Origin of the sequence: Acidovorax sp. 59 (assembly GCF_002754175.1) — a bacterium.
GTDB classification, from domain to species: domain Bacteria; phylum Pseudomonadota; class Gammaproteobacteria; order Burkholderiales; family Burkholderiaceae_C; genus Acidovorax; species Acidovorax delafieldii.
On record NZ_PEET01000001.1, the window covers coordinates 1419208 to 1445525 of the forward strand.

Here is a 26318-nt window from a genome sequence, read left to right on the forward strand (position 1 = left end):
CCATTTTCAGGAATTGACAATGAACGCCACTGCTACCGCCACTGCCAGCAAGAACGCGCTGGAGCTGCGTAACCTGAGTTTTTTCTACGGCAAGTTCCAGGGCCTGCGCAACGTGAGCCTGGACATCGCCGAGCACAAGGTCACTGCCTTCATCGGCCCCTCGGGCTGTGGCAAGTCCACGCTGCTGCGCACGCTCAACCGCATGTACAGCCTGTATCCCGGCCAGCGCGCCGAGGGCTCCATCAGCTTCTACGGCCAGGACATCCTGGACCCCAAGCAAGACATCAACCTGCTGCGCGCCCGCATCGGCATGGTGTTCCAGAAGCCCACGCCGTTCCCCATGTCCATCTACGACAACATCGCGTTTGGCGTGAAGCTTTACGAGACGCTGAGCAAGAGCGAGATGGACGACCGCGTGGAGTGGGCACTGTCCAAAGCCGCTCTTTGGACTGAGGTGAAGGACAAGCTGCACCAGAGCGGCCTGTCGCTCTCCGGCGGCCAGCAGCAGCGCCTGTGCATTGCGCGCAGCGTGGCGGTGAAGCCTTCGGTGCTGTTGCTCGACGAGCCCACCTCGGCGCTGGACCCTTTGTCCACCGCCAAGATCGAAGAGTTGATCGACGAGCTCAAGCACGACTACACCATTGCGATCGTGACCCACAACATGCAGCAGGCCGCCCGCTGCAGCGACTTCACCGCCTACATGTACCTGGGCGAGATGATCGAGTTCGGTGCGACCGAGCAGATCTTCTTCAAGCCCGAGCGCAAAGAAACCGAAGACTACATCACCGGCCGTTTCGGCTAAGGAGACAGCAGATGCCCGATAAACATCTTTCGTCCCAGTTCGACAGCGAACTCAACAGCGTCTCTGCCCGCGTCATGGAAATGGGCGGCTTGGTGGAGTCGCAGATTCGCCAGGCGGTGTACGCGCTGTCGCAATTCAGCCTGGAGGCCGTGGAAACGGTGGCTTCGATGGAGACCCGCATCAATGCGATGGAGGTCGAGATCGACCAGGAGCTGTCCTCCATCATCGCCCGCCGCCAGCCCACCGCGCGCGACCTGCGCCTGCTGCTGGCCTTCTCCAAGGCCACGGCCAATCTGGAGCGCATGGGCGACGAAGCCAACAAGATGGCGCGCATGGTGCGCTCCATCATCGAAGGCGGCGCCCCGCGCTCGTTGCCATCGAGCGACCTGCGGGTGGCGGCCGAGCTGGCCTCGGGCCAGCTGCGCAAGACGCTGGATGCGTTTGCACGGCTGGACGTGAAGGCGGCGGTCGCCATCCTCAAGGAGGACGACCTCATCGACAAGGAGTTCGACGGCTTCGTGCGCAAGCTCATCACCTACATGATGGAAGACCCCCGCACCATCTCGCCCAGCCTGGACTTGCTGTTCCTCGCCAAGGCCATCGAGCGCATTGGCGACCATTCCAAGAACGTGGCCGAGCTCATCATCTATCTGGTCAAGGGCAAGGACGTGCGCCACACAGCCCTCGACGAGATCGAGTCGGCAGTGCTCTAAGTACGGGGCGCCGAAATCACCATGAGAAAGCTTCCCCGTGTCCTCATCGTGGAGGACGAACCCGCGATTGCCGAACTGATTGCAGTCAACCTGCGCCACAACGGTTTCCAGCCCTTCTGGGCGGAAGACGGCGACAGCGCGCAGCGCGAGCTGGATGCCGTGCTGCCCGATGTGATCCTGCTGGACTGGATGCTGCCAGGGCAGAGCGGTCTGTCGCTGGCACGCAAGTGGCGTGCAGACAGCCGCACCAAGCCCATCCCCATCCTCATGCTCACCGCGCGTGGGGATGAGCCGGACAAGGTGGCCGGGCTGGACGCCGGTGCCGACGACTACATCACCAAGCCCTTTTCCACGCAGGAGCTGCTGGCCCGCATCCGTGCGGTGCTGCGCCGCCGCGCACCCGAGCAGGTGAGCGACAGCGTGAGCATTGGCGAGCTGGTGCTGGATGCTGCGACCTACCGGGTCACCTTCCAGGGTCAGCCCCTGAAGGTCGGGCCCACGGAGTTCAAGTTGCTGCATTTTTTGATGAAGCACGCCGAGCGTGTGCACAGCCGCTCACAGCTGCTCGACAAGGTGTGGGGCGACCATGTCTTCATCGAGGAGCGCACGGTGGACGTGCATGTCAAGCGCCTGCGCGAGGCCCTGGGTGCAGCGTCCGTGATGGTGGAAACGGTGCGCGGCGCGGGCTACCGGCTCACTGCACAACCCCAGGTGCCGCTGTCGGCCTGATGGGGCAGGCGGGCTGCCGCCTGTGAGTGATGCGACGCGCTCGATGGCTGGTGTGCAGCGGGCCACTGCGGTCGGCGTGCATCGGTGGTGGCGATGGATGGATGTGATGGATCAATGGGCGCGCGTGTCGCGCCCCTGGTGTTTCTGAGAAGGCTTAGCAATCCGCATGCTGTGGCGTATTTCGTTTTTCCTGCTGTGGCAGTTGGCGGGTGGTGGCCTGGGGTGGTGGCAAGGCGGGCCCTGGGGCGCCGCACTGGGGGCCGCCATTGCTGCCTGGGCGTGGTTCGTGTGGGACCTGCTGCGGGGCGTGCGGGTGTTGCGCTGGCTGCGCACTGGCGATCTGGCATCGGTGCCCTCCATGCGTGGCATCTGGGGCGAGGCGGCGGACCGTGCGCGGCGTCTGCTGCGCAAGCAGGAGGCGCAGATACGCGACAGCCAGGACCGTTTGCAGGAGATACTGGCCGCCCTGCAGGCCTCCCCCAACGGCGTGGTGCTTCTGGATGCGCAGGGCCGCATCGAATGGTGCAACCAGATGGCAGCCAACCAGTTTGGCTTTGACGCGCAGCGCGACGTCATGCAGTCCATTGGCAATCTGCTGCGCAACCCTGAATTCACGGCTTACTTTGCTGCCAAGGACTTCACCAGCGATGTGGTCCTGGAGGGGCGCCTGAGCACGCCGTCGCGGCCCGTACGCATCTCGGTGCACCTGCACCCCTATGGTGATGGCCGCACGCTGCTGCTGTCACGCGACGTGACGGCGCTGGAGCAGGCCGACGCGATGCGGAGAGACTTTGTGGCCAATGTGTCGCACGAGATCCGCACACCCCTCACGGTGCTCACCGGTTTTGTCGAAACCTTGCAGACCTTGCCGCTGAGCGCCGACGAGCGCTCGCGCTACCTGGGCATGATGGCGCAGCAGGCGCAGCGCATGCAAAGTGTGGTGCAGGACCTGCTCACGCTGTCGCGGCTGGAGGGCAGCCCGCTGCCCGGCATGGCCGAATGGACACCTGTTCAGTCACTGATGCAGCGCTGCGAGGAAGAGGGCCGCGCCCTGTCGGCGCTGCTCACACAGAACCAGCAGCGTCCCCATACGATGCGCTTTCCGGCGGCCGATCTGCTGCGGGCCGAAGGCGAGATTGCGGGTGTGCCTGCCGAACTCCAAAGCGCCTTGTCCAACCTCGTCAACAACGCGGTGCGCTACACACCCGGCGGTGGTTCCATCGAGGTGCAGTGGCTGCGCAAGGAGGATGGCAGTGCCGTGTTCTCCGTGCATGACACCGGTCCCGGCATTGCGCCCGAGCACATCCCGCGCCTGACAGAGCGCTTTTACCGGGTGGACCGCAGCCGTTCGCGCGAGACCGGGGGCACCGGCCTGGGCCTGGCCATCGTCAAGCATGTGCTGCAGCGCCATGGCGCCACGCTGGACATCGCGAGCACGCTGGGCAAGGGCTCGGTGTTTTCGGTCACTTTCCCGGCCAACCGTTTGCGGGGTTTTTCCTTGCCGGGTTGATGGCTCGCCAGAGCATGGCGACGAACAGCAGTGCGGTGACTGCGAGCGCCGCCGCGCTGGCCGCCCAGAAGGGAGTGGGCGAAGCAACACCCGACCAAGGCCCGCTGCCCCCATAAGCCAGCCAGTAGCCGCCCGCCAGGCCAGCCCCCCACAGCAGCGCGCAGTACACCACCAGTGGCGCCAGCGTGATGCGGTAGCAGCGCAGCACAAACACGCACAGCGTCTGCACCGCATCGGCAGCGTGGTACGCCGCCACCCAGACCAGCACCGTGCCGGCCACGGCTGCCACGCTGGCGTTGTCGGTGTAGATCTGGCTGATCGAGTGTCTTGCTATCAATAATATAGCTGCCAAGGCAATACCCACTAGCGCAGCGAGCGAAAAACCCATCAAAACCACCTGACGGGCTCGCTGGGGCTGCTGCGCGCCCAGCCAGTAGCTCACCCGTGCGCTGGTGGCGATGGACAGCGACAGCGGCACCATGTAGAGCACGGCAGCCATGTTGGCGGCGATCTGGTGGGCGGCGGCCGAGGTGGTGCCCTGGCGCGCGATGAACAAGGCCATCAGGGTGAAGGAGGTCACCTCCACCATCACGGCCAAGCCTGCCGGAATCCCGAGTCTGGCAAAGCCTGCAATGGTGGGCCAGTGCGGGGGCTCCATGCGGCGCCACAGCCCCAGGGGGGCATAGATGTCCTGCGTGCGCAGCAGCCACACAGCCAGCGCCAGCATGCTGCAGTTGACGACCAGCGTTGCCCAGGCGCAGCCCACCACCCCCTGTGCAGGCAGGCCCCCGCCGCCAAAGGTGAACCACACCGACAGCGGCAGCTTGATCAACAGCGAGCCCACCTGTAGCCAGGTGACCAGACGCGGATGGCCCAGGGCCTGGTTGAGGGTGCTGTAGATGCGAAACAGCAGGGCGGGCGGGAGTGCCAGTGCCAGCACAGCCAGGTAGTTTTCTACCTGCGGGCGAAGCGCAGGGGGGACCTCCGTCCAGCGCAGCAGCGCGCCTGGCGATAGCAGCACCGCCATGCCCACCACTGAAGCAGCAGCGCACAGGTACAAGGCCTGTCGCAGTGATCGGCCTACGGCCTCAGGCTGTTGCGCGCCGCGCTGTTCGGCCCACACGGGGAGGAGTGCCTGCAGCACGCCGATCAGTGCGACGTACACACTGATGAAGATGGCCGACCCCACGGACAGCGCGGCCAGCGACGATTCGCTGTAGCGCCCCGCCACGATGGTGTCCGTCACCCCGAAGGCCATGACCGCCAATTGCCCCGCCAGCACGGTCACGGCGTGCCGGGTGATGGTGGACAGCTCCGACATCAGCGGGCCGGGGCCGCACGGCGGAACAGCAGCAGGTTCTCGTTCTTGTCGGTGGGGCGGGGCAGGGTGGCCCGGGCTTCCCACAGCTCAGCGCGGACCATGCGCTCGGACGCGGGCCAGGAGGCGCTGTCCACCAGCAGCCACTGGCATTCATCCTGCAGGCCCGCGCGCTGCAGCGACAGCTGTCCATGGAACTGCAGAGCCGCCACCTGAGCGCGGTTCAGCCCGACGGTCTGAATGCACCCGGGCTCCGGCCCCAGGGCTGCCACCACACTGCGCACCTGCGGACCATAGCTGCGTGCGTAGTCCAGCAGGGGCAGCCAGAGGGTCATCAGCAAAAGCCAGCCCAGGGCAGCACCACCTGCGGGCAGCACCAGGCTCTTCCAGATGGGGGCCCGGTTGCGGGATGCGCGCCACCACGCCAGACCACACCAACCCACGGTGGCCGCCACGGCCACCAGCAAAGCCAGTGCAGAAAACTGCGGCACGAACCCGGGCGCCAGCTTGGCCACGTTGGCGGCAGGTTTGGCAGGCACCCCGGTCTGCATGGCAATCCAGATCACCCAGATCGCGAGGGCCGATGCGGTGAAGAACAGCAGCGTGAACCAGTCGATCAAGGCCCCCACGCTGCGGCGCAGCGTAGGCAGGGCAAAGGCTGCCAGCGCAGCCAGGGCGGGCAGGCCCAGCAGCAATGCCCGGTCGGCCGGCTGGGTGGTGATGGTGGCGCCAATCGACACCAGAGTGAACCACAGGGGCAGCAGCAGGTGCCGTTGGCCAGGGCGGCTGAAGATCTGCTGGCGCCAGCGCCACAAGGTCCACAGTGCCAGTGGCCAGGCCGGCCAGCCAAACCACAGCAGCAGGCGCGCCAGACTCAGCCAGTCCTTGCCACCACCATCGAACCCCACAACACGCCAGCGCCAAAGGTCCAGACCCTGGGCCAGGGCAGCAGCCGCCAGTGTGGCTGCCGCCAGCACGGCGGCCCAGCGCCAGCGGCGGTCGGTGTTGCCAGCGGGCGCAAACAGTGCCAGCAACGCGCCACCCATGCCCAATAAGGCCGTAAGGGCGGGGGCTCCGGACAGCGTGAGCCCGGCCATGCCCAGTACCAGGGCCACGGCGGGCGCCACGGTACGGTGGGGCATGGCGGCCACCGCAAAAAACAGCAAAGCGGTGCAGCCAAGCTGAGCCAGATAGCTCGTGACCTCATGCGAGAGCTGCGCCAGGCCCAGGCAGGCGATCAGCGCCAGCAAGGCGCCATCGGCAATCGCGCGCGCATAGTCGAGGGGAGAGGCCTCACCCCCAAAGGCAAATGCGACCGGTTGGGCGCCTGGGCTGCGGGCCAGGTAGTACACGCCATACCAAGTGGCCATCAGGGTGATGACCAGGAGCGCGATGAACGGTATGCGGGCCGCCATCTCCGGCGACAGCCAGGCCGGTGCCATCTGCACAGCCCAGGCCCCCAGCCAGTAGGGCAGCAGCCCTTCGGTTTCGGGGGGCATGCCACCGAGCAGCGGACTGAGCCAGGGAGTGCGTCCCTGGGCGAGCTCCAGCATGTAGCCAAAAGCGGTGACGTCTGCGTTCTTCCACGGATCCCGGCCCACAAAGCCGGGCACTACGTAGGCAATGCACAGCAGCAGCAGCGCCCAGCGGGGCAGTGGGCTGACGGCGTTCTGGGTAACGATGGCGGGGGTGGGTGGAGTCACGCGGCAGTGGGCGGCTGGGCAAAGGAGCCACCGAGAATAAAGGCAAAACCCATGAAAAAAGGCAGCCCGGTTGCCCGGGCTGCCTTTTTGGCGGGATCGCAGGGGCGAATTACTTCGCTGCGGTCTTGCCGAAACGGTTGCGGAAGCGCTCCACGCGGCCACCCATGTTGTCCACGGACTTTTGCGTGCCGGTGTAGAAGGGGTGCGATTCAGAAGAGGTATCCAGCTTGAACAGCGGGTATTCCTTGCCTTCGTGGGTTTCGGTTTCCTTGGTGTTCACGCACGAGCGGGTCACGAACTTGAAACCGTTGGACAGGTCCACGAACAGAACTTCGCGGTAGTTGGGGTGAATGCCTTCTTTCATGATCTTCCTTTGAGTCAACTGCGGGAGCCGCACCGGCCAGTCCGATGTACTTTCCGCAAGAAAAAGCCCTCTATTATTGCACAGGCTGAGAATTAGCCCCCGCGACGCATCATGTCGAAGAAGTCCACATTGGTCTTGGTGGCCTTCATGTTCTTGATCATGAGCTCCATGGACTCGATTTCGTCCATGTTGTACATGAACTGGCGAAGGATGCGGGTCTTTTGCAGGATCTCGGGGGCCAGAAGCAGTTCTTCGCGGCGGGTGCCGCTCTTGTTGAGCTCGATGGCAGGGAACACGCGCTTTTCGTACAGGCGGCGGTTCAGGTGGATTTCGCAGTTGCCCGTGCCCTTGAATTCTTCAAAGATCACTTCATCCATGCGGCTGCCGGTATCGACCAGCGCCGTGGCGATGATGGTGAGCGAGCCACCTTCCTCGACCTTGCGCGCGGCGCCAAAGAAGCGCTTGGGGCGCTGGAGTGCGGCGGCATCCACACCACCGGACAGCACCTTGCCGCTCGACGGCACCACGTTGTTGTAGGCGCGGGCCAGACGGGTGATGGAGTCCAGCAGGATCACCACGTCCTTCTTGAGCTCGACCAGACGCTTGGCGCGCTCGATCACCATCTCGGCCACGTGCACGTGGCGGGCGGCGGGCTCGTCGAAGGTGGAGGCGATGATCTCGCCCTTGACCGTGCGCTGCATTTCGGTCACTTCTTCAGGGCGCTCGTCCACCAGCAGCACCATCAGGTGCACGTCGGGGTTGTTGGCCGTAATGGCGTGGGCGATGTGCTGCATCATCACCGTCTTGCCGCTCTTGGGCGGTGCCACGATTAGCGCACGCTGGCCGCGGCCAATGGGCGCGATGATGTCGATGATGCGGCCGGTGATGTTCTCTTCGCTTTTGACGTCGCGCTCCAGTCGCATCTGCTCCTTGGGGAACAGGGGCGTCAGGTTCTCGAACATCACCTTGTGCTTGTTCTGCTCTGGTGGGCCGTCGTTGACCTTGTCGAGCTTGGTCAGTGCAAAGTAGCGCTCGCCGTCCTTGGGCGTGCGCACTTCGCCTTCGATCATGTCGCCGGTGTGCAGGTTGAAGCGACGCACCTGGCTGGGGCTGATGTAAATATCGTCCGTACTGGCGGTGAAGCTGGTGTCCGGGCTGCGCAGAAAGCCGAAGCCATCAGGCAGGATTTCCAGCACGCCGTCTGCAAACACCTGCTCACCCGCCTTGGCGCGCTTCTTGATGATGGCAAACATCAACTCCTGCTTGCGCATGCGGCCCGTGTTTTCGATTTCGAGTTCTTCGGCCTGCTTCAGGACTTCAGACACGTGCAGTGCCTTGAGTTCGTTTAAGTGCATGGATTGACTCCTTGGCGGAGCTGGTATGAATCTTGGGGGAGGTGGGCTGATGCCGAATGGGCTGCTGTTTGCAGGTCCGGCTCGCCAGGGATCTTGGTCCGGCTGCCAATGCATGCAGCCCGGTGATCTGTGGGAATTATGACAGGAAAAAATGCGGGGGCCTCAGGGGCGCAAGGTGTGAGGTTGCGCAACTGCCAGCCTGTTGTTTCCCCGCAGGTCTATCGCTTAACAAAAAAGCCCCATCGGCAGTCGTACCGAGGGGGCTTGGGGCAGTGGGTCAGGCCAGTTGTTGGTCGATGAAGGCGGTCAACTGGGCCTTGCTCATCGCGCCGACCTTGGTGGCTGCCAGTTGGCCATCCTTGAACAGCATCAGGGTGGGGATGCCGCGGATGCCGAACTTGGCGGGGATTTCGCGGTTCTCGTCCACGTTCATCTTGGCGATCTGCAGCTTGCCTTGGTAGGTGCCTGCGACTTCGTCCAGGATGGGAGCAATCATCTTGCAGGGGCCGCACCACTCAGCCCAGTAGTCCACCAGCACGGCGGAGCCCGGTTGGAGCACGTCGGCTTCAAAGCTGGCGTCGGAGACATGTTTGATGAGTTCGCTGGCCATGGCGGAATTCCTTGATTTTGGGCGGGTTGCGACCGGTGTACGTTTAAAGTCTGGGCATTGTGACAGAAACCAATCCCACGTTCACCGGTGTGGCCGGGTCTTGCGACGCTATGACAGTCATAGCGAAAAGCGATCAAACCAGTGGATTTGCGGCCGCAAGCACCGCCCTGTGGCAACGCGCACTGGCCCGGGTGGCCGCGCATGCCCAAGCCCATGGTGCCCATTTGGCGCGTACGGTGGTGCTGGTGCCCTACGCCCAGCTCATGCCCTGGGCGCAGCGCCATTGGGTTCAGCAGTTCCCGCAGAGCTTTGCACCACGTTTTGAAACCACTCGCAACTGGGCTCGCCAGCTGCAAGCTTTCGAGCCCACGGGCGACGACCTGGCGGGCGACGTTGCGCGCGACACGCTCATGGCCCGCACCTTGCTCGACCGTGTGGGGCAGGGCGGGCAGCGCGAGGTGCTGGCCACGCCACTGCAGGAGGCTGCAGCCCAATTGGCCCCGGTGATTGCTGCCGTGCCCCCAGCCCTACGCGCTGCCTGGGGTGACGAGGCACGGAAGCTGCTGGCCACGCCGGAAGAAGGTACCGCCCTGCATTACGAGGCCTTGGTGGCTCGCTTGGCGCTGGAATGGGCACTGGCATCGCGCTACGCGACCGATGTGCTGTTTGAGCCCGGCGTTCGCGGGGCGGTGGATGCGCTGGTGGTGCTGGAGGGATTTCAGTCTGACACACTGACCCGGGCCCTGCAGGCGCATTGGGGTGAGCAAGGTGTGTGCATTGCGCTCCCCGCGTTGGTCGGTGATGCGGGTTCAACATCGCAGTGGGCCCTGCACGCCGCAACGGACGCCGAAGACGAGGCCCACCGTGCTGCGGCCTGTGTGCTGCGTCATGTCGAGCAGGGTCGGGTGCCCGTGGCCCTCGCGGCCACTGACCGCGCACTGATCCGCCGTGTCCTGGCCCACCTGGACAGCAGTGGCGTATTGGTGCGCGACGAAAGCGGCTGGATTCTGTCCACCACGCGCGCCGCTTCACGGGTCATGGCCGTGCTGCAGGCCGCTGCGTGGAATGCCTCTTCCAACGAGGTGCTGGACTGGGTCAAACACACCCCAGCGCTGATGCCTGGCGAGGTCAATCGCCTGGAGCAATGGCTGCGCAAAGGTGTGGTGCAGCACTGGAGCGCCGCCGCCCAGCTGGGTTTGATGGGCGACGTGGGTGCGCAGCCCCACTTGGCCCGCACCGTGGCCACCGTAGAAGCATGGCGCAGCACCCTGCGCGCTGCACGGCCGCTGGCGCAGTGGCTACCCGCTTTGCGCACGGTGCTGGAGCAGGCCGGCCAATGGCAGGGTCTCCAGGCCGACCCTGCTGGCATGCGGGTGCTGGCCGCTCTGCGCCTGCAGGACGGTCAGCAGTCAGAGCTGGACGGCTGGGGCGACAGTGCGGGCCGCCGCATGACACTGGCCGAATTCACCCGTTGGGCCAAAGACGTGCTGGAGGCCGGGCGCTATGTGGCCGCGCAGGCGGCTGGTGCCCCCGTGGTGGTGGTGCCTATGCCGCAACTGCTGGGCCGCCCTTTCGCCGCCGCCGTGTTGCCGGGTTGCGACGAAAAGCGCCTGCAACCTGCTCCCGAACCCGCTGGCGACTGGACACAGGCCCAGCGCGAGGCATGGGGCCTGCCTACGCGCCAGTCGCTGGAGGCTGCCCAGCGTGCCGCCTGGGCCCATGCCCTGCGCACGCCGGTGGTGGATGTGCTGTGGCGCACCGGTGACGAAGGCGGTGAGCCCCTGCTGGCCAGCGCGCTGGTGCTCGCCCTGCAGCTGCATGGTGCCGCCCTGCCGGGAGCCGATGAGCGCGGTGCGCGCGAGGTGGTCGCCACTCCCACGCTACGCCCCTTGCCCGTGGGCCAGGCGCTGCCGGTGACCCACCTGTCATCCACGGCGTATTCCGATTTGCGCCACTGTCCTTACCGCTTCTTTGCCCAGCGCCAACTGGGCCTGCGCGAGGCCGACGAGCTGGATGCCGAAGTGGACAAGCGGGACTTTGGCACCTGGCTGCACGCGGTACTGCAGCATTTTCATGAAGCCTTGCTGGCGGAGCCGACCGATGGTCTGGATGAGCGCCGCGTGCGCATGGACGCCGCCGCCGAGGCCGTCACCCGCGAGCAGCGTTTGCGGGACGGCGACTTTCTGCCCTTTGCCGCGGGCTGGACGCAACTGCGCGACGGCTACCTGCAATGGCTGGCAGGGCATGAGCAACAGGGCGCCACCTTCCGCCAGGCCGAGTTCAAGGCCCGTCAGCCGCTGGGCGATCTGGAACTCATCGGCACCATCGACCGCATCGATGGGGTCTCGTCCACCGGCGAGCCTGCGGTACTGGTGATTGACTACAAGACCGAAAGCGACAGCGTGACCCGCCAGCGCATCAAGTCCGGTGCGGAGGACACCCAACTTGCTTTTTACGCAGCCTTGTTGAGCCACGACACCCTGCGAGCGGCTTATGTCAATGTAGGCGAGCGCGGCGAGACACAGCTGCACGAACAAGACGAGGTGGTGCACCTGCGCGATGTGCTCATCGAAGGCATCCAGCACGACATGGCCCGCATCGCCGCCGGCGCGCCGCTGCCCGCGCTGGGCGAGGGATCGGTGTGCGAGTTCTGCGCCGTGCGCGGCCTGTGCCGCAAAGACTACTGGGCGGACGCTGAACAGGCGTTGCCCGCGCAGGAGACGCCATGACCGAGAGCCATTCCCCACCCGCCCAGGCCGCTTACGAACACAACGGCCGCCCCGTATCGCGCGAGGCCTTCTACGCCATCGCCTGCGACCCTGCTCGCAGCGTGGCGGTGGAGGCCTGCGCCGGTGCGGGCAAGACCTGGATGCTGGTCTCGCGCATGCTGCGGGCGCTGCTCGACGGCTGCGCGCCGCACGAGATCCTGGCCATCACCTTCACCAAGAAGGCGGCCGGTGAAATGCGCCAGCGTTTGCAGGAGTGGCTGGAGCAGTTCAGCCACAAGCCGCTGGAGGAACTCACGGCCGAGCTGGTTGCAAGGGGAATCAGCCCCCAAGGTGCACTGGACAAGCGCGAGGCGCTGCAAAATCTATACCGCCAGCTGCTCACTGCAGGCCGCCCGGTGCAGATCCGCACCTTCCACAGCTGGTTTGCCGCGCTGCTGGGCACGGCGCCGCTGGCGCTGCTGCAACAACAAGGCCTGCCCGCGCACTTTGAGCTGCTCGAAGACGATGCCGAGGCGGTGCGCGAGGTGTGGCCCCCGTTCTTGCAGACTGTGGCTGAGAGCGCCAGCCTGCGTGCCGACTACGAAGCCGTGGTGGCCCGCCATGGCCGCTCGCAAACGCACAAGGCCCTGGCAGCGGCGCTGGCCAAGCGGGTGGAGTTCGATCTGGCGGACGAGGCGGGCGTGGTCGATGCCTCGGTGCCGCCGTTCCAGCAGGCCTACCCCGAACTGGCCGCGTTGGCCGAGCCCGCCGATGCTTTGCAGACCGACGCTGCTCTTCAGCGCTGGCGCAGCCGCGCCAGCGCGCTGGGCGCAGAGGCCAACAAGACCCCCCAAAAGGCGGCCGACGCCATCATCGACGCGCTGGCCTGCGCCGACCTGAACCAGCGCCTGGACCAATTGCGCCGTGCGATGTTCGTGGCCAAGGAAGACCGCCTGTCCAAGAACCTCGAGAAGTTCCCCGCCGCGCAAGAAGCCGAGCCCGAGCTGCAGCGCCTGCTCACCGCACGCCTCCAGCACGAGGCCTGGCAGCACCAGCAGCGCATGGCCCGGCTGGCGCGTTGCCTGATTGCGCAGTTTGTGGCCGTCAAGCAGCAGCACGGCTGGGTGGACATGAACGATGTGGAGCGCACCGCCCTGGTCATGCTGGCGGACCCGGTGCTGTCGGGCTGGGTGCAGGAGCGGCTCGATGCCCGCATTCGCCACCTGCTGGTCGATGAGTTTCAGGACACCAACCCGCTGCAGTGGCAGGCGCTGCATGCGTGGCTGTCGGGCTACGCGGGCTCGGGCGGTGGCTCGGCCGCACCCAGCGTGTTCATCGTGGGTGACCCCAAGCAGAGCATCTACCGCTTTCGCCGCGCTGAGCCGCAGGTGTTCATCGCCGCGCAGGCCTTTGTGCGCGATGGGCTGGGCGGCGATCTGCTCAGCTGCGACCACACACGCCGCAACGCGCGGGGCGTCATCGGCGCCGTCAACGCCGTGATGGGCGAGGCCCAGGCGCAGCACGAAACGAGTGGTTTTCGTGACCACACCACCGAATCCAAACACCCTGGCCAGTTGCTGCGCCTGCCCGCCATCACCGATGCGGACGACGACAGCCAAGGCGCAGCCCGCGACGCCCTGGCCTGGCGCGACAGCCTGACCGAACCCCGGCACGAGGCCGAAGAAACCCAGCGCATGCGCGAATGCACCCAGGCCGCCGCCTGGGTGGCCGCGCAGATCGCCAGCGGCACGCCGCCCAAAGAGGTGCTGGTGCTGGCCCGCAAGCGCGACCGCCTGGCCAGCATGCAAGACGCCCTGCGCGCCCTGCACCTGCCCTGTGTGCAGCCCGAAAAGGCCGACCTGTTTGACGCGCCCGAGGTGCAGGACATGGTGGCGCTGCTCGACGCGCTGGTGTCGCCCACACACGACCTGTCTTTGGCCCGCGCGCTCAAGTCACCCCTGTTTGGCCTGGGTGACGACGCGCTGGTCGCGCTGGCGTTGTTGCGCCGCCAGCCGGAACACGCGGGCTGCAGCTGGTTTGATTTGCTATTGAAAAGTGAGCTGCTAGCGCATGAATATCAGGCGCTTGGAGCTGTTTTGGCCCAATATCAGACGTGGGTGGGTACTTTGCCGCCCCACGACGCGCTGCACACCATTTACGAACACGGTGACGTGCTGGCCCGCTTTGCTGCCGCAGCACCGGTCACCCAGCGCCAGTCGGTGCAGGCCAATCTGCGCGCACTGCTGGCGGCATCGCTGCAGCACGACGGGGGGCGCTACCTCACGCCCTATGCCTTTGTGCGGGCCATGAAAAAGGGCGGTGTGCGCGCCCCAGGCCGGGCGGATGCGCAGGCCATCCGCTTGCTGACGGTGCACGGTGCCAAGGGGCTGGAGGCCGATTGTGTGCTGCTGCTCGATACCGACACCCGTCCACAAAAGGCCGAGACCATGGGCGTGCTGGTGGACTGGCCTGGCGAGCAGGCGGTGCCGTCTGCCTTCGTCTTTTTGGCCAGCGAATCGAACCCGCCACCCAGCGCAGTGGATGCGCTCGCCGCCGAGCAGCAGGCCCGCAGCCGCGAGGAACTGAACATGCTCTACGTGGCCATGACGCGTGCCAAGCATTGCCTGGCCCTGTCGTCCGTGCAGCCCGGTAACTCAGCCCCCGGCAGTTGGTGGAATCGGCTTGCTCCCTTGGTCACTGAAGTGGACACGCAGGCGTTGACCCCCGCAGAACATGCCGTGGCGGCCGTAGCGCCCGCGCAGACCTTCACCATTCCCTGCCTGCCCGTGCTGCCCGAGGCGCTGCAAAGCGCGCGCGTACAAACCGATGCAGGATTGCCGGGCGACAGCCCTGTGGCCATGCCGGGCGACGGAGAATCCACCCCCTTGTCGCGGCAGGGCGATGCCATGCACCAGCTGCTGGAGCAAGCCGGCGTGGCTGGTGCCCCACTGGCCGACTTGCGCGTCCAGGGTTGGGCTGCCGCGCGCATTGCCCGCCTGGCTCTGGACCACGACATTGCCCCCGCTGCCGCCGCGTTGGCTGCCCGCATGGCGCAGGCCATTCTGGCGGGCGAGGGGGCCTGGGCGTGGGACGCTGCCCTGGTGCAGACCGCCATCAACGAAGCCCCGCTGCACTACCAGGGGCAGAGCCTGCGCATCGACCGCTTGGTGCAGCGCCGCGCGGCACACGCCGGCGATGCAGAGGCCGGCTGGTGGGTGCTGGATTACAAAAGCGCCACCCAACCCCAGCGCCAGCAGGCACTGGTGGCCCAGTTGCAGCGTTACCGCGAAGCCGTACAGGCCCTGATGCCGGGCGAGGTGGTGCATGCCGCCTTTCTCACGGGCGATGGGCGGTTGGTAATGGTGGGCGATGCGCCGGGCTCAGCAGGGGCATCGGCGGCCCAGGCCTCCGCGGTGGGGCATACTCGCCCGCCCGTTGCCCCCATTGCGCCGGTTGCTCCAGCACAACCAGAGCGCGCGCCCACCGCGCCAGGCCCTGCGGATTCTCCGCAAGGCTCCCTGTTCTGACGTGCCGCCCCCGCGACGCGCTCCTTTATTCAGCAAGGCCCTTACGTGTCCCACCCCCTTCCTCCTTCCGATACATCCCCTGCACTTGCCCATTCTGCGGAGGCTTTGCAGTGCGACGTGGCCGTCGTCGGCGGTGGTCCGGCGGGTCTCATGGCCGCAGAGGTGTTGGCCCAGGCGGGGGTGGCCGTGCACGTGTTTGACGCCATGCCTTCGGTGGGCCGCAAGTTTCTGCTCGCGGGCAAGGGCGGGCTCAACCTCACGCATTCCGAGCCGCACGCGCCTTTTGTGAGTCGCTATGCCGGGCGCGAACCACAGATTGAGCCTCTGATTCAGGCTTTTGGCGGCCCCGAGATGCGCGCTTGGGCGCAAGGGCTGGGGGTGGAGAGCTTTGTGGGCACTTCGGGCCGCGTGTTCCCCACCGACATGAAGGCCGCGCCGCTGCTGCGCGCCTGGCTGCAGCGCCTGCGCGGGCAAGGGGTTCTGTTCCACATGCGCCACCGCTGGCTGGGCTGGGCCGAGGAGGGGGTGCTGCGCTTTGCCGCACCGGCAGGCGAGGTGCGGGCGGCCGCCAAGGCGGTGGTGCTGGCGCTGGGCGGCGGCAGCTGGGCACGCCTGGGGTCTGATGGTGCCTGGGTGCCGCTGCTGGCGCAGCGCGGCGTGGTTGTGGCTCCGCTGCGCCCGTCCAACTGCGGCTTTGATGTGCTGCGTGCAGACGCACCTGCGGGCGAGACGCGCCGCGCCTTTCTGCAGGAGCTGCTGGGCCGCACGCCTGCGCCCACCGTGGGCTGGACGCCGCATTTTGCCGAGAAGTTTGTGGGCCAGCCCTTCAAGACCGTGGCGCTCAGCTTTACCGACAGCCGGGGCCACAGCTTCAGTCGTCGGGGCGAGTTTGTGGTCACGGCCACAGGGGTGGAGGGCAGCCTGGTCTATGCCGCCTCGCACCTGCTGCGCGACGAGGTGGAGGCCCATGGCCACGCCACGTTCCACCTCGACCTGCTGCCCGACCATGCGCCTGAGCGCGTGCTGGTGGAAGTGCGCCACCCGCGCGGTTCCCGGTCGCTCTCCAGCCACCTCAAGAGCCGCCTGGGCCTGGATGGCATCAAGGCGGGCATCCTGTACGAACACCTGGGCAAGGACGGAATGAACGACCCCGTGGCACTGGCCCATGCCGTCAAAGCCTTGCCCATCACCGTGGTGGCCACGCGCCCGCTGGACGAGGCCATCAGCACGGCGGGCGGTGTGGCCTTTGAAGCGATGGACGCACACCTCATGGCGACGGCGTTACCAGGTGTGTTCTGCGCGGGAGAAATGCTGGACTGGGAGGCGCCCACCGGGGGCTATCTGCTGACCGCCAGCATGGCCAGCGGCCGTGTAGCGGGCGAGGGGGCGCTGCGCTGGCTGGGGCAGTCCGCAGGGGCTTGAGTGGGCGTGAGGCGCCCGGCGCGCTGAGGAAATACTGGAGAGAGGGAAGTTTTTGCGCGACCGCGCAAAAAGAAAGAAGAAGTTGACGAGCCTTACCCCCGGCACTGACTCCACAGTTAGGGCTGCTTGGTTCCCCACCTGACCCGGTTGGCCGCTTCACCATGCGAGGAGGCCCGTCACCGCTGATTGTACGTCGGATGGAGGCCCTGATTTTTCAGTGGCTGTTTTGTTTGCCCTGGTGGCGCCAGGGGCGCATGGCCCAGCCCGTAGAATCGACCGCATGTCCTACCTCGTGCTCGCCCGCAAGTACCGTCCCCGCAATTTCACCGAGATGGTGGGGCAGGAACATGTGGTCCAGGCCTTGTCGAATGCGCTGACCCAGCAGCGCCTGCACCACGCCTACCTGTTTACCGGTACGCGCGGCGTGGGCAAGACCACGGTGTCGCGCATTCTGGCCAAGTCGCTCAACTGCCAGGGTGCGGACGGCACTGGCGGCATCACCGCTACGCCCTGCGGCGTGTGCCAGGCCTGCACCGACATCGACAGCGGCCGCTTTGTGGACTACACCGAGCTGGACGCGGCCTCCAACCGGGGCGTGGACGAAGTGCAAAGCCTGCTGGAGCAGGCGGTCTACAAGCCGGTGCAGGGGCGCTTCAAGGTCTTCATGATCGACGAAGTGCACATGCTGACCAACACGGCGTTCAACGCCATGCTCAAGACGCTGGAAGAGCCGCCTGAGTACCTCAAGTTTGTGCTGGCCACGACCGACCCGCAGAAGGTGCCGGTCACGGTGCTGAGCCGTTGCCTGCAGTTCAACCTGCGCCCCATGGCGCCTGAAACCGTCCTCTCGCACCTTACGCAGGTGCTGGCGACCGAGAACGTGCCTGCCGAGCCCCAGGCGCTACGCTTGCTCTCACGCGCTGCGCGGGGCTCCATGCGCGATGCACTGTCGCTGACCGACCAGGCCATTGCCTTTGGCAGCGGCCAGCTGCAGGAAGCCGGTGTGCGCCAGATGCTGGGTGCGGTGGACCGCTCCTATGTGTTCCGGCTCATCGAAGCGCTCGCCCAGGGTGACGGGAAAACCGTGGTGGAGACCTCGGATACGCTGCGCATGAACGGGCTGTCTGCCGCTTCCACGCTCGAAGAGATGAGTGCCGTGCTGCAGCGCATGGCCGTGTTCCAGGCCGTGCCCCAGATGGCCGGTGCCGTGGACGCAGACGACCCCGAGGCTGCTGAAACAGCCCGCCTGTCTGCACTGATGCCCGCCGATGAAACGCAGTTGCTCTACAGCCTGTGCCTGCACGGGCGCGGCGAGTTGGGCCTGGCGCCCGACGAGTATGCGGCACTCACCATGGTGCTGCTGCGTCTGCTGGCCTTCAAGCCTGCCAGCGGCATCGGTGAATCGGCTGAAAAAAAAACTCTGACGCGGGCTGAAACGCCCCCCTCAGGCGCTATTGCATCAACTGCTGCAGCCCCTGCTGCAGTGGTGGCCACGCCAGGGCCTGTGGGGGGGGCAGCGGTGAAGCGCCCCCAGGCCCTGCCTGTACCGTCGGCGCCCGCAGCTCCGGTGCGTGCTGCCCAGCAAGTCCCGTCTGCGGCCCCCGCGCCTGCAGTCCCGGCCCCCGTTCCGGCAGTGGCTGCAGGCACCGCACCTTCTGGCGCCGGAGACCATTCTTCAGAGTCGTTCAACGATTCTGAGCCACCCCCATGGCCAGGTTCTGACGAGCCAGGTACTGTGACCACTGCGGCTGCGCTCGCTGCCACGGCGTTGCCGGTACGCACCACCGAGAGGTTTGAGCAAAATCCCGGTGTAGCGCAATCATTCAAAGCACACAATGCTCCTGAATATGTAGCAATCCCGGTGCGTGAGTCCCCCGAGCCCGGCGAGCGGTTGCAGCCGCTTCCACTGTCTGCACCGACCCCGGTATCTGCCCGCTACACCCCCACCGAAGAGGGGGACGTCTGGCATGCCACGGTGCAGCAACTGATGGCGGCGGAGGCCATCACGGCGCTGGTGCGTGAACTGGCCCTGCAGTCGCAGCTGGTGGCGCGCGACGGTGGTCACTGGCTGTTGCGCGTCGAGCGCGAATCGCTCAACCAGCCCACGGCGCGCGAGCGCCTGCGTGCGGCCCTTGAAGCTGCGGGCCATGCGACCCAGATCAGCGTGGAAGTGGGCGTGGTCATCGACAGCCCCGCCCGTCGCAACGCCGCCGCCGCCGCCGAGCGCCAACGCCGCGCGGAAGAAATCGTGCACAACGATCCCTTCGTGCAATCGCTGATGCGTGACTACGGCGCGAGAATCGTGCCGGGCAGTATCAAACCTGCATGACGGACAACCTCTGTTACTCATTTCACTAGAAACTGAAAAGGAAACCACACCATGTTCAACAAAGGACAACTCGCCGGCCTCATGAAGCAAGCCCAGGCGATGCAGGACAACCTCAAGAAGGCCCAGGACGAACTGGCTTTCATCGAGGTGGAGGGTGAATCGGGCGCGGGTCTGGTGAAGGTGGTCATGACCTGCAAGCACGACGTCAAGCGCATCACCATCGACCCGAGCCTGCTGGCCGAGGACAAGGACATGCTGGAAGACCTGGTGGCGGCTGCGTTCAATGCGGCGGTGCGCAAGGCGGAGGAGACATCTTCGGAGAAGATGGGCAAGCTGACGCAAGGTATGCCTGGCCTCCCCGGCGGTATGAAGTTCCCTTTCTGAGGGTTGGCTACCGAGCGGGCCATCTGCGTCGTTGGGCGGTGCTCGCCATCCTCACGTACTTCAAGTACGTTCCGGTGGCTGTGCTCCGTCCGCCTAGCAGCTGATCCCGCTCGCTACGCCCTTGAGGGTGGGTGCCAAGGCAGGGGTAAATTCCCGTTGTTTTCCCGCATCCGTTTGGGCTTGGCCTGTTGAGCCTCGCTCCACTGCTTCGTACGACCTTACGCGCCTTATCTCCAGCCTTTCCATGTCCACCACCAACTCCCTCGACGTTCTGATCCAGGCGCTGCGCCGGTTGCCGGGGGTGGGGGTGAAGTCTGCGCAGCGCATGGCGTTCCATCTGTTGCAGCACGATCGCGAAGGGGCGCTGACCCTGTCGCGGGCGCTCTCGGAAGCGGTGGGCACGGTGCACCACTGTGCACGTTGTCATACGTTCACCGAGGCTGAGGTGTGCAGCACCTGCCTGGACCCGGACCGCGATGCCACGCGGCTGTGCGTGGTCGAAACACCCGCTGACCAGTCTGCGCTGGAGCGCACGGGGGCCTTCAAGGGGTTGTACTTCGTGTTGATGGGGCGGCTCAGCCCGCTCGATGGTGTCGGTCCCAAGGAGATCGGCCTGCACAAGCTCATGGAGCGCGCAACGGATGGCGCCGTTCAGGAGGTGATCCTGGCCACCAACTTCAATGCCGAGGGGGAGGCGACTGCGCATGTGATCAGCGAGGCGCTGAAGAGCCGTGGGTTGCATGTCACGCGGCTCGCGCGCGGCGTGCCTGTCGGCAGTGAGCTGGAGTACGTGGACCTGGGAACGATCGCGCATGCGCTGGTGGATCGCCGGTGACGCCAAGGCGCCTGCCAGCCCGTCGTCCCGACAATGTCTGCGGCTAAAATACTCTCAATTTAATAGCTACCAGCGCCTGTATTTGCTGCGCTGTTGCCCTCAAAAGCCTCGAAAATGAATACCACCTTGCACGTCGCGCGGTTCACCGTGGCCTATTGGTGCGTGCTGTTCGCAGCACTGCTGCCCATCGCTTGTGCCTGGTTGGCCAAAAGTGGCAACTTTGGCAAGTCCCGTAAAGAAGGCGGTTTTGACAACCACGATCCGCGCGGCTGGCTCTCGCGGCAGACTGAATGGCGCGGACGCGCCAACGCAGCGCAGGCCAACAGCTTTGAAGCGCTGCCGTTCTTCATCGGCGCGGTCATCATTGCGCACCTGCTGGGCGCGGGGCAGACGTTGCTGGACCTGCTGGCGTTGTTGTATGTCTTCCTGCGCATCTTCTACGTGATGATGTACGTGGCGGACATGCCGATGGCCCGCAGCGCAGTCTGGGCCGGCGGTTTTCTGGTCAATATTGCCATCCTGTTCATCGGTTACCGTTGAGCGCCCCGGGTGCGCGCCACCCGTCTTGCGGTGTGCTGCGGTTGAAGGCTGTCTATCGCGGTACGTAGTAACCCGCAGGGATTCACCCTGATGCGGTTTCGCCTGTGCTGCGGCACGATTGTTGCAATGCAGCATTGTCTTTTTGCCTGATTCCATGTCTCTGCCTCCACTCACCCGCCGCGCCTTTGGCGCCGTATCTGCCTTGTCGGCGGCTGCGGTGTGGGCGCCTGCCATCCGGGTGCGTGCGCAGACCGATGGCGCTGCTCTCGGGCGGGTGACCGTGGCGGTCGGAGGGCAGGGCGTTCTGTACCACCTGCCGCTGGCGCTGGCCGATGCGCTGGGGTACTTCCGCCTCGAAGGCCTGGACGTGGTGGTGCGGGACTATTCGGCGGGGGCGCTTGCTTGGCAGGCGGTACAGGACGGTGCGGCAGATGTCTGTTCCGGTGCCTTCGAGCACGTGTTGCGTGCGCAGGCGCGAGGTCATGCGTACCGCGCGCTGGTGCTGCAGGGGCGGGCCCCGCAGCTGGCGCTGGGTGTGTCACTGCGGTCGGTGCCTGCGTACAAGGACCTGGGCGACCTGGCGGGGCGCAAGGTGGGTGTGTCGTCGGTGGGCTCATCCACCCATCTGGCGGCCAGCCTGATGCTGATGCGTGCGGGCGTGCCGTTGCGCGATGTGGGTTTTGTGGGGGTGGGCTCGGGTACCAATGCCATGAACGCGCTGCGTTCCGGCCAGGTGCATGCACTGTGCCATGCCGATCCCATCATGACCTTGCTGGAGCAGAAGGCGGACACCCGCATCGTGGGCGATCTGCGCTCTCTCAAGGCAGCGCAGGACATGTTCAGTGGCACCATGCCCGCCAGTTGCCTGTATGCCCCGCAGGCCTTCATCCAGAAGCAGCCTGCCCAGGCCCAGGCATTGGTCAATGGCGTTGTGCATGCGCTCAAGTGGCTGCAGACGGCAGCACCGGCAGACCTGGTGAAGGCGGTGCCTCCGGCCTACCTGATGGGCGACCGGGGGCTCTATCTGGCGGCGTTCAGCCGGGTGCGCGAGACCTACTCCACCAACGGACTGATGCCGGACGAAGGTCCGGCTACCGCACTGCGCGTGTTGTCGCGCGTGCTGCCCGAACTGGCCGAGGCCAAAGTCGAACTGGCGCGTACGTCCAGCAACGATCTGGTGCGCAAAGCCCGCCAAAAGTACAGCGTCTGACAAGCCGCTGCGGCGGGAGACCCCAAGGGCCTGCTTACCTCCCCTGCGAGACCGTCAACAGGCTCTGAGGGCCCTGGCATCGACTACAGTGTCAGCCGCCTGCCCACCTGCCACTGCACCGCAATCACACCGTGCGATACGCATTGCGCAGGCTACGCACGCAGCATTTGTGCTGCGCCATTCCCGTGCCATTTTTCAAGGACTATCCACCATGTCGCTGAGCCTCAGCATCGGCCCGCTCGTCTCCCTGATCGCAGGCATCCTCATTCTGGTCATGCCGCGTTTGCTCAGCACCATCGTGGCGCTTTATCTCATCATCATGGGAATCCTGGGGCTGCTGGGCATGCACACGCTCCGGTTCTGATGCATGGGCCCAGCGACCAGCCAAGCAATGCCGGGCTTCGCCGGGCCCAGGTGGCTTTGCTGAGGCGCCTGCGTCTCAGCGGCGCTTGACCTTGGAGGGGGATCCGCCACGCCGCGCAGGCGCTGGAGCCTGGCGTTTGCCCGCGGTGGCGGCCGATGCGCGAGCGCTGCCGCCGCTGCTGCGCGCCTGACTCTGGCGCACCGGCAGGTACACCACAATCTGCTGGCCCACCTTGAATGCGGCATTCGCCCGCACATCGTTCCAGTCCGCCACGTTGGCTGCTGCCAACTTGTAGCGCCGCGCAATGCTGGCCACAGTGTCGCCCTTGCCGGCCCGCACTGTGGTGCGGCGGGTGACGATCTCGGGGGTAAGGCTCAGTTGGCCGTTGTCGGCCAAGTGGGACGACACGTCTTGCCGGGTGGTGGTGGAGCGGGGCACCATCAGCGCCGAGCCTGCTTTGATGAGCATGCGCGGCGGGATGTTGTTCATGCTGCGCAGATCCGCCTCGCTCATGCCGGCACGTTGTGCCGCCTCGGCCACCGTCATGGTGGTGGGCACAGACCACACGGTCCAGCTCGCGTACTGGCCTTCACGCTTGGCCTCCAGGTTGCGCTGGAAGACCTTGGCGTTGTCCCAGGGCAGCAGGATTTGTGGCGTCCCGGCGGCGAGGATCACGGGTCGCTTGTACGACGGGTTGAGGGCACGGAAGTCTTCCTCGCGAATACCCGCCAGTGTGGCCACCAGCGACACATCGATGTCGTGCGTGATGTCCACGGTCTGGAAGTAGGGGTGGTTCTCGATCAGTGGCAACTCTGTGCGGAAGGCATCGGGGTTGGCCACGATGTTCTTGACCGCCTGCAGCTTGGGCACATACATGCGGGTTTCCGCGGGCATGTTCAGGTCGGTGTAAGTGGTGCCCAGGCCCAGCTTCTGGTTGCGTGCAATGGCCCGGCTCACGCTGCCTTCACCCCAGTTGTAGGCGGCCAGGGCAAGGTGCCAGTCGCCAAACATGCCGTAGAGTTTTTGCAGGTAGTCGAGTGCCGCCCGGGTGGAGGCGAGCACGTCGCGGCGGTCGTCGCGGAAGGCGTTCTGCTTGAGGTCGAAATAATTGCCCGTAGCGGGCATGAACTGCCACATGCCTGCGGCCTTGGCGCTCGATACCGCTTGGGGGTTGAACGCGCTTTCAATGTAGGGCAGCAGCGCCAGTTCGGTCGGCATCCCCCGGCGTTCCAGCTCTTCAACAATATGGAACAGGTACTTGCTGGAACGCTCCGTCATGCGCTGCATGTAGTCGGGGCGCGTGGCATACCACTGCTCGCGGTCCTGTACCAGCTCATGCTGCAGGTCGGGCATAGCAAAGCCACGCCGGATCCGGTCCCACAAGTCGGCGGGGGCCGAGAGCGATGCCACCTCGCCACTCGTGGCTTGCGCGGCAGTGATGGGTTTGAGCGGGCCGTTGGGGATGACAGGGGTGTGGGGCGACGCGGGGCCCTTGGTGTTGGTGGTGTTTCCGCTGGCGGACGCCTGGTCGGGCGTCGAGCCCGTAGTGGCGCAGCCTGTCAGCCACAAAAGGCCGGCCAGGCAGGCAATGTGCAAAATTTTCATCGGAACTCGTTTTTCCATTGACGCAGCGCGGCCAGCACCGCTACGGCGTCGTCAAGGGGCACCTGCGCGTCGTAGCCCTGGGCGGCTTGCGCCACCGGGCCCTGCCGCACGCGCAGAAAGGGGTTGATGTCTCGCTCCAGCGCCATGTGCGAAGGCAGTGTGGGCTGGTTCTGCTCCCGCAGGGCTTCGCATTGGCTGCTGTAGTGGAGCAGGGCGGCGTTGCCAGGTTCCACGGCCCGCGCAAACTTCAGGTTAGACAGTGTGTACTCGTGGGTGCAACACACCCGGGTGTTGCCAGGCAGTGCCGCCAGCCGGTCCAGCGAGTCGAGCATTTGCGCAGGTGTGCCTTCAAACAGCCGGCCACAACCGCCTGAGAACAGCGTATCACCACAAAAAAGCAGGGGCGCTCCGTCCATCTCGCGACAGTAGTAGGCAATGTGGCCCGCCGTGTGCCCTGGCACGTCGATGACCTGGAACTGAAACCCCAGCGCGTTGACGGTATCGCCTTGCGCCAGCCGCTCCAGCGGCTCGGGCATGCGCTCCCGCGCTGGGCCATACACCCGTGCACCGGTGGCTTGGCGCAGGGCATCGACTCCGCCGACATGATCGGCATGGTGGTGCGTGACTAGAATGGCTTGCAATGACAGGCCCCAGCGGTGCAAGGCCTGCTCCACCGGCGCGGCTTCTCCCGGGTCCACAACGATGGCCTGGCGGCCGTCGTGCAGCATCCAGATGTAGTTGTCGGTAAAGGCGGGCAGCGGTAGCAAGTTCATGAGCGATCAAATTATAGGTTTGCACCACTGGTTCGACTCCCCCCCTGGCCGCTACCTGCTCGCATGGGAGCAGGCACGCTTTGACGAGGCGGTGGCCGATATTTTTGGCTATCACAGTCTCCAGCTCGGCATGCCGCTGCTGGACGGCCTGCGCGCCAACCGCATGCCCCACCAGTGGCTGGCGATGGGGCAGGAGGCCGTGGAGGGCTCCATCGCCTTTGTGGAGACCGGTGATGACGATGGGCCGCTGCAGCGCCGCGCGGTGGACCTGCTCACCGAGCCTGTGGCCTTGCCCTTCCCCGCAGCGAGCCTGGACCTGCTGGTGTTGCCCCACACGCTGGAGTTGAGCATCGACCCCCATGCCGCGCTGCGCGAGGTGGAGCGGGTGCTGGTCCCTGAAGGGCGTGTGGTCATCAGCGGCCTGAACCCCACCAGCCTGTGGGGCCTGCGGCAGCGGCGCGCGCGGCTGTACCAGCGCCTGGGGCGGGGCACGCTGTATCTGCCCGACGTGGGCGAGTTCATCGGCTATCGCCGCCTGCGCGATTGGCTGCGGCTTTTGAACTTCGAGGTCGAATCTGCCCGATTTGGCTGTTATCGTCCAGCGGTGCGCAGCGCGCAGTGGCTGGAGCGTTTTGGCTGGATGGACCCTTTGGGTGAGAAATGGTGGCCCATTCTGGGTGCCGCGTATTTTCTGGTGGCCGTCAAACGGGTGCATGGCATGCGTTTGCTGGAGCCCGCCTGGCGCACCCACCGCCAGCGTGCTGCGGGCACCGTGCCCATCGCCAACCGGGTGTCTCAAAGCGGGGTGAATCCTTCGCGCACTGCGCCCACTGCAGCCCGGCACAAGCCTTGAGCACAGCCTTTCGCGGTTGCCTTGGGCTTCCATGCCCCGTCATGGCAACCATCCACCTCATTGTCAGGAACAGAGTTTGAACCAGGTAGAGATTTACACCGATGGCGCCTGCAAGGGCAATCCGGGCCCCGGCGGGTGGGGCGTGTTACTGCGCTCCGGAGCGACCGAAAAAGAGCTGTTTGGCGGCGAACTGGGTACCACCAACAACCGCATGGAGCTGATGGCGGTGATCGAGGCGCTGTCGGCCCTCAAGCGACCCTGTGCCGTGACGCTGTACCTGGACAGCGAGTACGTGCGCAAGGGCATTACCGAGTGGATCCATGGCTGGAAGGCCAAGGGCTGGCGCACGGCCTCCAAGCAGCCGGTCAAGAACGTGGAGCTGTGGCAGCGGCTGGATGCGCTGGTCAGCACCGGCGGGCACCGCATCGAATGGCGATGGGTGAAAGGGCATTCGGGCGACCCGGGCAATGAGCGGGCCGACGCGCTGGCCAATCGGGGCGTGGACCAGGCTCTGGGCCGCAGGTAGATCCATTGCCAGCTGCTCACCGCATGCAAGCCTCTTCGGAGGCTTTTTTTGTGCCCGCGTCCGATGCGGCCAGTACGGCCTTCACGCACCAGCGGCGAATGCTCCGGGATATTGCTGCGGGTGGCTGCGACTGCACAC

At 65.7% G+C, this 26318-nt stretch carries 22 protein-coding genes and 1 other RNA gene; 15 read left to right on the forward strand and 8 right to left on the reverse strand.

Annotated elements, in window-relative coordinates; genetic code table 11:
- The first annotated feature begins 19 nt into the window (after positions 1-19).
- From pstB to phoR, 4 genes are all read left to right on the forward strand, one after another.
- The gene (gene pstB / locus CLU87_RS06410; RefSeq protein WP_056067255.1) at positions 20-802 is read left to right on the forward strand and encodes a phosphate ABC transporter ATP-binding protein PstB; all 783 of its coding nucleotides are present in this window, start codon (positions 20-22) and stop codon (positions 800-802) included.
- An 11-nt stretch (positions 803-813) separates the two neighbouring features.
- The gene (gene phoU / locus CLU87_RS06415) at positions 814-1515 is read left to right on the forward strand and encodes a phosphate signaling complex protein PhoU (protein ID WP_010457902.1); all 702 of its coding nucleotides are present in this window, start codon (positions 814-816) and stop codon (positions 1513-1515) included.
- Positions 1516-1536: 21 nt separating this feature from the next.
- Positions 1537-2244, forward strand: coding sequence for a phosphate regulon transcriptional regulator PhoB (phoB, locus tag CLU87_RS06420; protein WP_015013590.1), 708 nt, complete (start codon positions 1537-1539; stop codon positions 2242-2244).
- Between the two features lie 166 nt (positions 2245-2410).
- Positions 2411-3754 carry a phosphate regulon sensor histidine kinase PhoR gene (phoR, locus tag CLU87_RS06425; RefSeq protein WP_099729899.1) on the forward strand — a complete coding sequence of 448 codons (1344 nt, stop codon included), beginning with the start codon at positions 2411-2413 and terminating at the stop codon, positions 3752-3754.
- Here the strand turns inward: phoR and CLU87_RS06430 are convergent.
- From CLU87_RS06430 to trxA, 5 genes are all read right to left on the reverse strand, one after another.
- The gene (locus CLU87_RS06430) at positions 3708-5075 is read right to left on the reverse strand and encodes an MATE family efflux transporter (RefSeq protein WP_099729900.1); all 1368 of its coding nucleotides are present in this window, start codon (positions 5073-5075) and stop codon (positions 3708-3710) included. The genes phoR and CLU87_RS06430 overlap by 47 nt on opposite strands.
- The gene (locus tag CLU87_RS06435) at positions 5075-6775 is read right to left on the reverse strand and encodes a hypothetical protein (protein WP_099729901.1); all 1701 of its coding nucleotides are present in this window, start codon (positions 6773-6775) and stop codon (positions 5075-5077) included. Before CLU87_RS06435 ends, CLU87_RS06430 begins: the two co-directional genes overlap by 1 nt.
- A 109-nt stretch (positions 6776-6884) precedes the next feature.
- Positions 6885-7139, reverse strand: coding sequence for a type B 50S ribosomal protein L31 (locus CLU87_RS06440; protein WP_015013594.1), 255 nt, complete (start codon positions 7137-7139; stop codon positions 6885-6887).
- Between the two features lie 92 nt (positions 7140-7231).
- Entirely contained in the window at positions 7232-8494 is a 1263-nt protein-coding gene (gene rho / locus CLU87_RS06445) for a transcription termination factor Rho (RefSeq protein WP_056067265.1), read from the reverse strand.
- Between the two features lie 277 nt (positions 8495-8771).
- Entirely contained in the window at positions 8772-9104 is a 333-nt protein-coding gene (trxA, locus tag CLU87_RS06450) for a thioredoxin TrxA (RefSeq protein ID WP_008906761.1), read from the reverse strand.
- 110 nt (positions 9105-9214) lie between these two features.
- On the opposite strand from trxA, the gene CLU87_RS06455 reads away from it, so the two are divergent.
- The 3 genes from CLU87_RS06455 to CLU87_RS06465 all read left to right on the forward strand — a co-directional run bounded on the left by CLU87_RS06455 (position 9215) and on the right by CLU87_RS06465 (position 16761).
- Positions 9215-11833 carry a PD-(D/E)XK nuclease family protein gene (locus CLU87_RS06455; protein WP_099729902.1) on the forward strand — a complete coding sequence of 873 codons (2619 nt, stop codon included), beginning with the start codon at positions 9215-9217 and terminating at the stop codon, positions 11831-11833.
- The gene (locus CLU87_RS06460) at positions 11830-15339 is read left to right on the forward strand and encodes an exodeoxyribonuclease V subunit beta (RefSeq protein WP_099729903.1); all 3510 of its coding nucleotides are present in this window, start codon (positions 11830-11832) and stop codon (positions 15337-15339) included. Before CLU87_RS06455 ends, CLU87_RS06460 begins: the two co-directional genes overlap by 4 nt.
- Before the next feature lie 105 nt (positions 15340-15444).
- Entirely contained in the window at positions 15445-16761 is a 1317-nt protein-coding gene (locus tag CLU87_RS06465) for a TIGR03862 family flavoprotein (protein WP_099729904.1), read from the forward strand.
- Between the two features lie 81 nt (positions 16762-16842).
- Here CLU87_RS06465 and ffs read toward each other — a convergent pair.
- Positions 16843-16939: signal recognition particle sRNA small type (ffs, locus tag CLU87_RS06470), an RNA gene on the reverse strand.
- Between the two features lie 102 nt (positions 16940-17041).
- On the opposite strand from ffs, the gene dnaX reads away from it, so the two are divergent.
- The 6 genes from dnaX (at position 17042) to CLU87_RS06500 (ending at position 22423) form a co-directional block, all read left to right on the forward strand.
- Positions 17042-19090: a DNA polymerase III subunit gamma/tau gene (gene dnaX / locus CLU87_RS06475; protein WP_099729905.1), complete on the forward strand. Its 2049-nt coding sequence runs from the start codon at positions 17042-17044 to the stop codon at positions 19088-19090.
- A gap of 51 nt (positions 19091-19141) precedes the next feature.
- Positions 19142-19474 carry a YbaB/EbfC family nucleoid-associated protein gene (locus CLU87_RS06480; protein ID WP_055398201.1) on the forward strand — a complete coding sequence of 111 codons (333 nt, stop codon included), beginning with the start codon at positions 19142-19144 and terminating at the stop codon, positions 19472-19474.
- A gap of 244 nt (positions 19475-19718) precedes the next feature.
- A complete protein-coding gene (recR, locus tag CLU87_RS06485) occupies positions 19719-20309 on the forward strand; it encodes a recombination mediator RecR (protein ID WP_099729906.1) in 591 nt (196 codons plus the stop codon).
- A 114-nt stretch (positions 20310-20423) separates the two neighbouring features.
- The gene (locus CLU87_RS06490; protein WP_099729907.1) at positions 20424-20849 is read left to right on the forward strand and encodes an MAPEG family protein; all 426 of its coding nucleotides are present in this window, start codon (positions 20424-20426) and stop codon (positions 20847-20849) included.
- A gap of 154 nt (positions 20850-21003) precedes the next feature.
- Positions 21004-22059 carry an ABC transporter substrate-binding protein gene (locus CLU87_RS06495; RefSeq protein ID WP_099729908.1) on the forward strand — a complete coding sequence of 352 codons (1056 nt, stop codon included), beginning with the start codon at positions 21004-21006 and terminating at the stop codon, positions 22057-22059.
- Between the two features lie 211 nt (positions 22060-22270).
- A complete protein-coding gene (locus tag CLU87_RS06500) occupies positions 22271-22423 on the forward strand; it encodes a DUF3096 domain-containing protein (RefSeq protein WP_015013605.1) in 153 nt (50 codons plus the stop codon).
- A gap of 75 nt (positions 22424-22498) precedes the next feature.
- On the opposite strand, the gene CLU87_RS06505 is transcribed toward CLU87_RS06500, so the two are convergent.
- Together CLU87_RS06505 and gloB are read right to left on the reverse strand one after the other, a co-directional pair.
- Positions 22499-24028 (reverse strand): transglycosylase SLT domain-containing protein, encoded by a 1530-nt coding sequence (locus CLU87_RS06505; protein WP_056067279.1) that lies wholly within the window; start codon positions 24026-24028, stop codon positions 22499-22501.
- Positions 24025-24801 carry a hydroxyacylglutathione hydrolase gene (gene gloB, locus CLU87_RS06510; protein WP_056067281.1) on the reverse strand — a complete coding sequence of 259 codons (777 nt, stop codon included), beginning with the start codon at positions 24799-24801 and terminating at the stop codon, positions 24025-24027. The genes CLU87_RS06505 and gloB overlap by 4 nt, the downstream gene beginning before the upstream one ends.
- Between gloB and CLU87_RS06515 the strand changes: the two genes are divergently transcribed.
- Entirely contained in the window at positions 24800-25654 is an 855-nt protein-coding gene (locus CLU87_RS06515) for a class I SAM-dependent methyltransferase (RefSeq protein WP_233193722.1), read from the forward strand. The two genes, gloB and CLU87_RS06515, sit on opposite strands and share 2 nt — an antisense overlap.
- A 76-nt stretch (positions 25655-25730) precedes the next feature.
- Positions 25731-26180, forward strand: coding sequence for a ribonuclease HI (gene rnhA, locus CLU87_RS06520; protein WP_015013609.1), 450 nt, complete (start codon positions 25731-25733; stop codon positions 26178-26180).
- Positions 26181-26318: the final 138 nt, after the last annotated feature.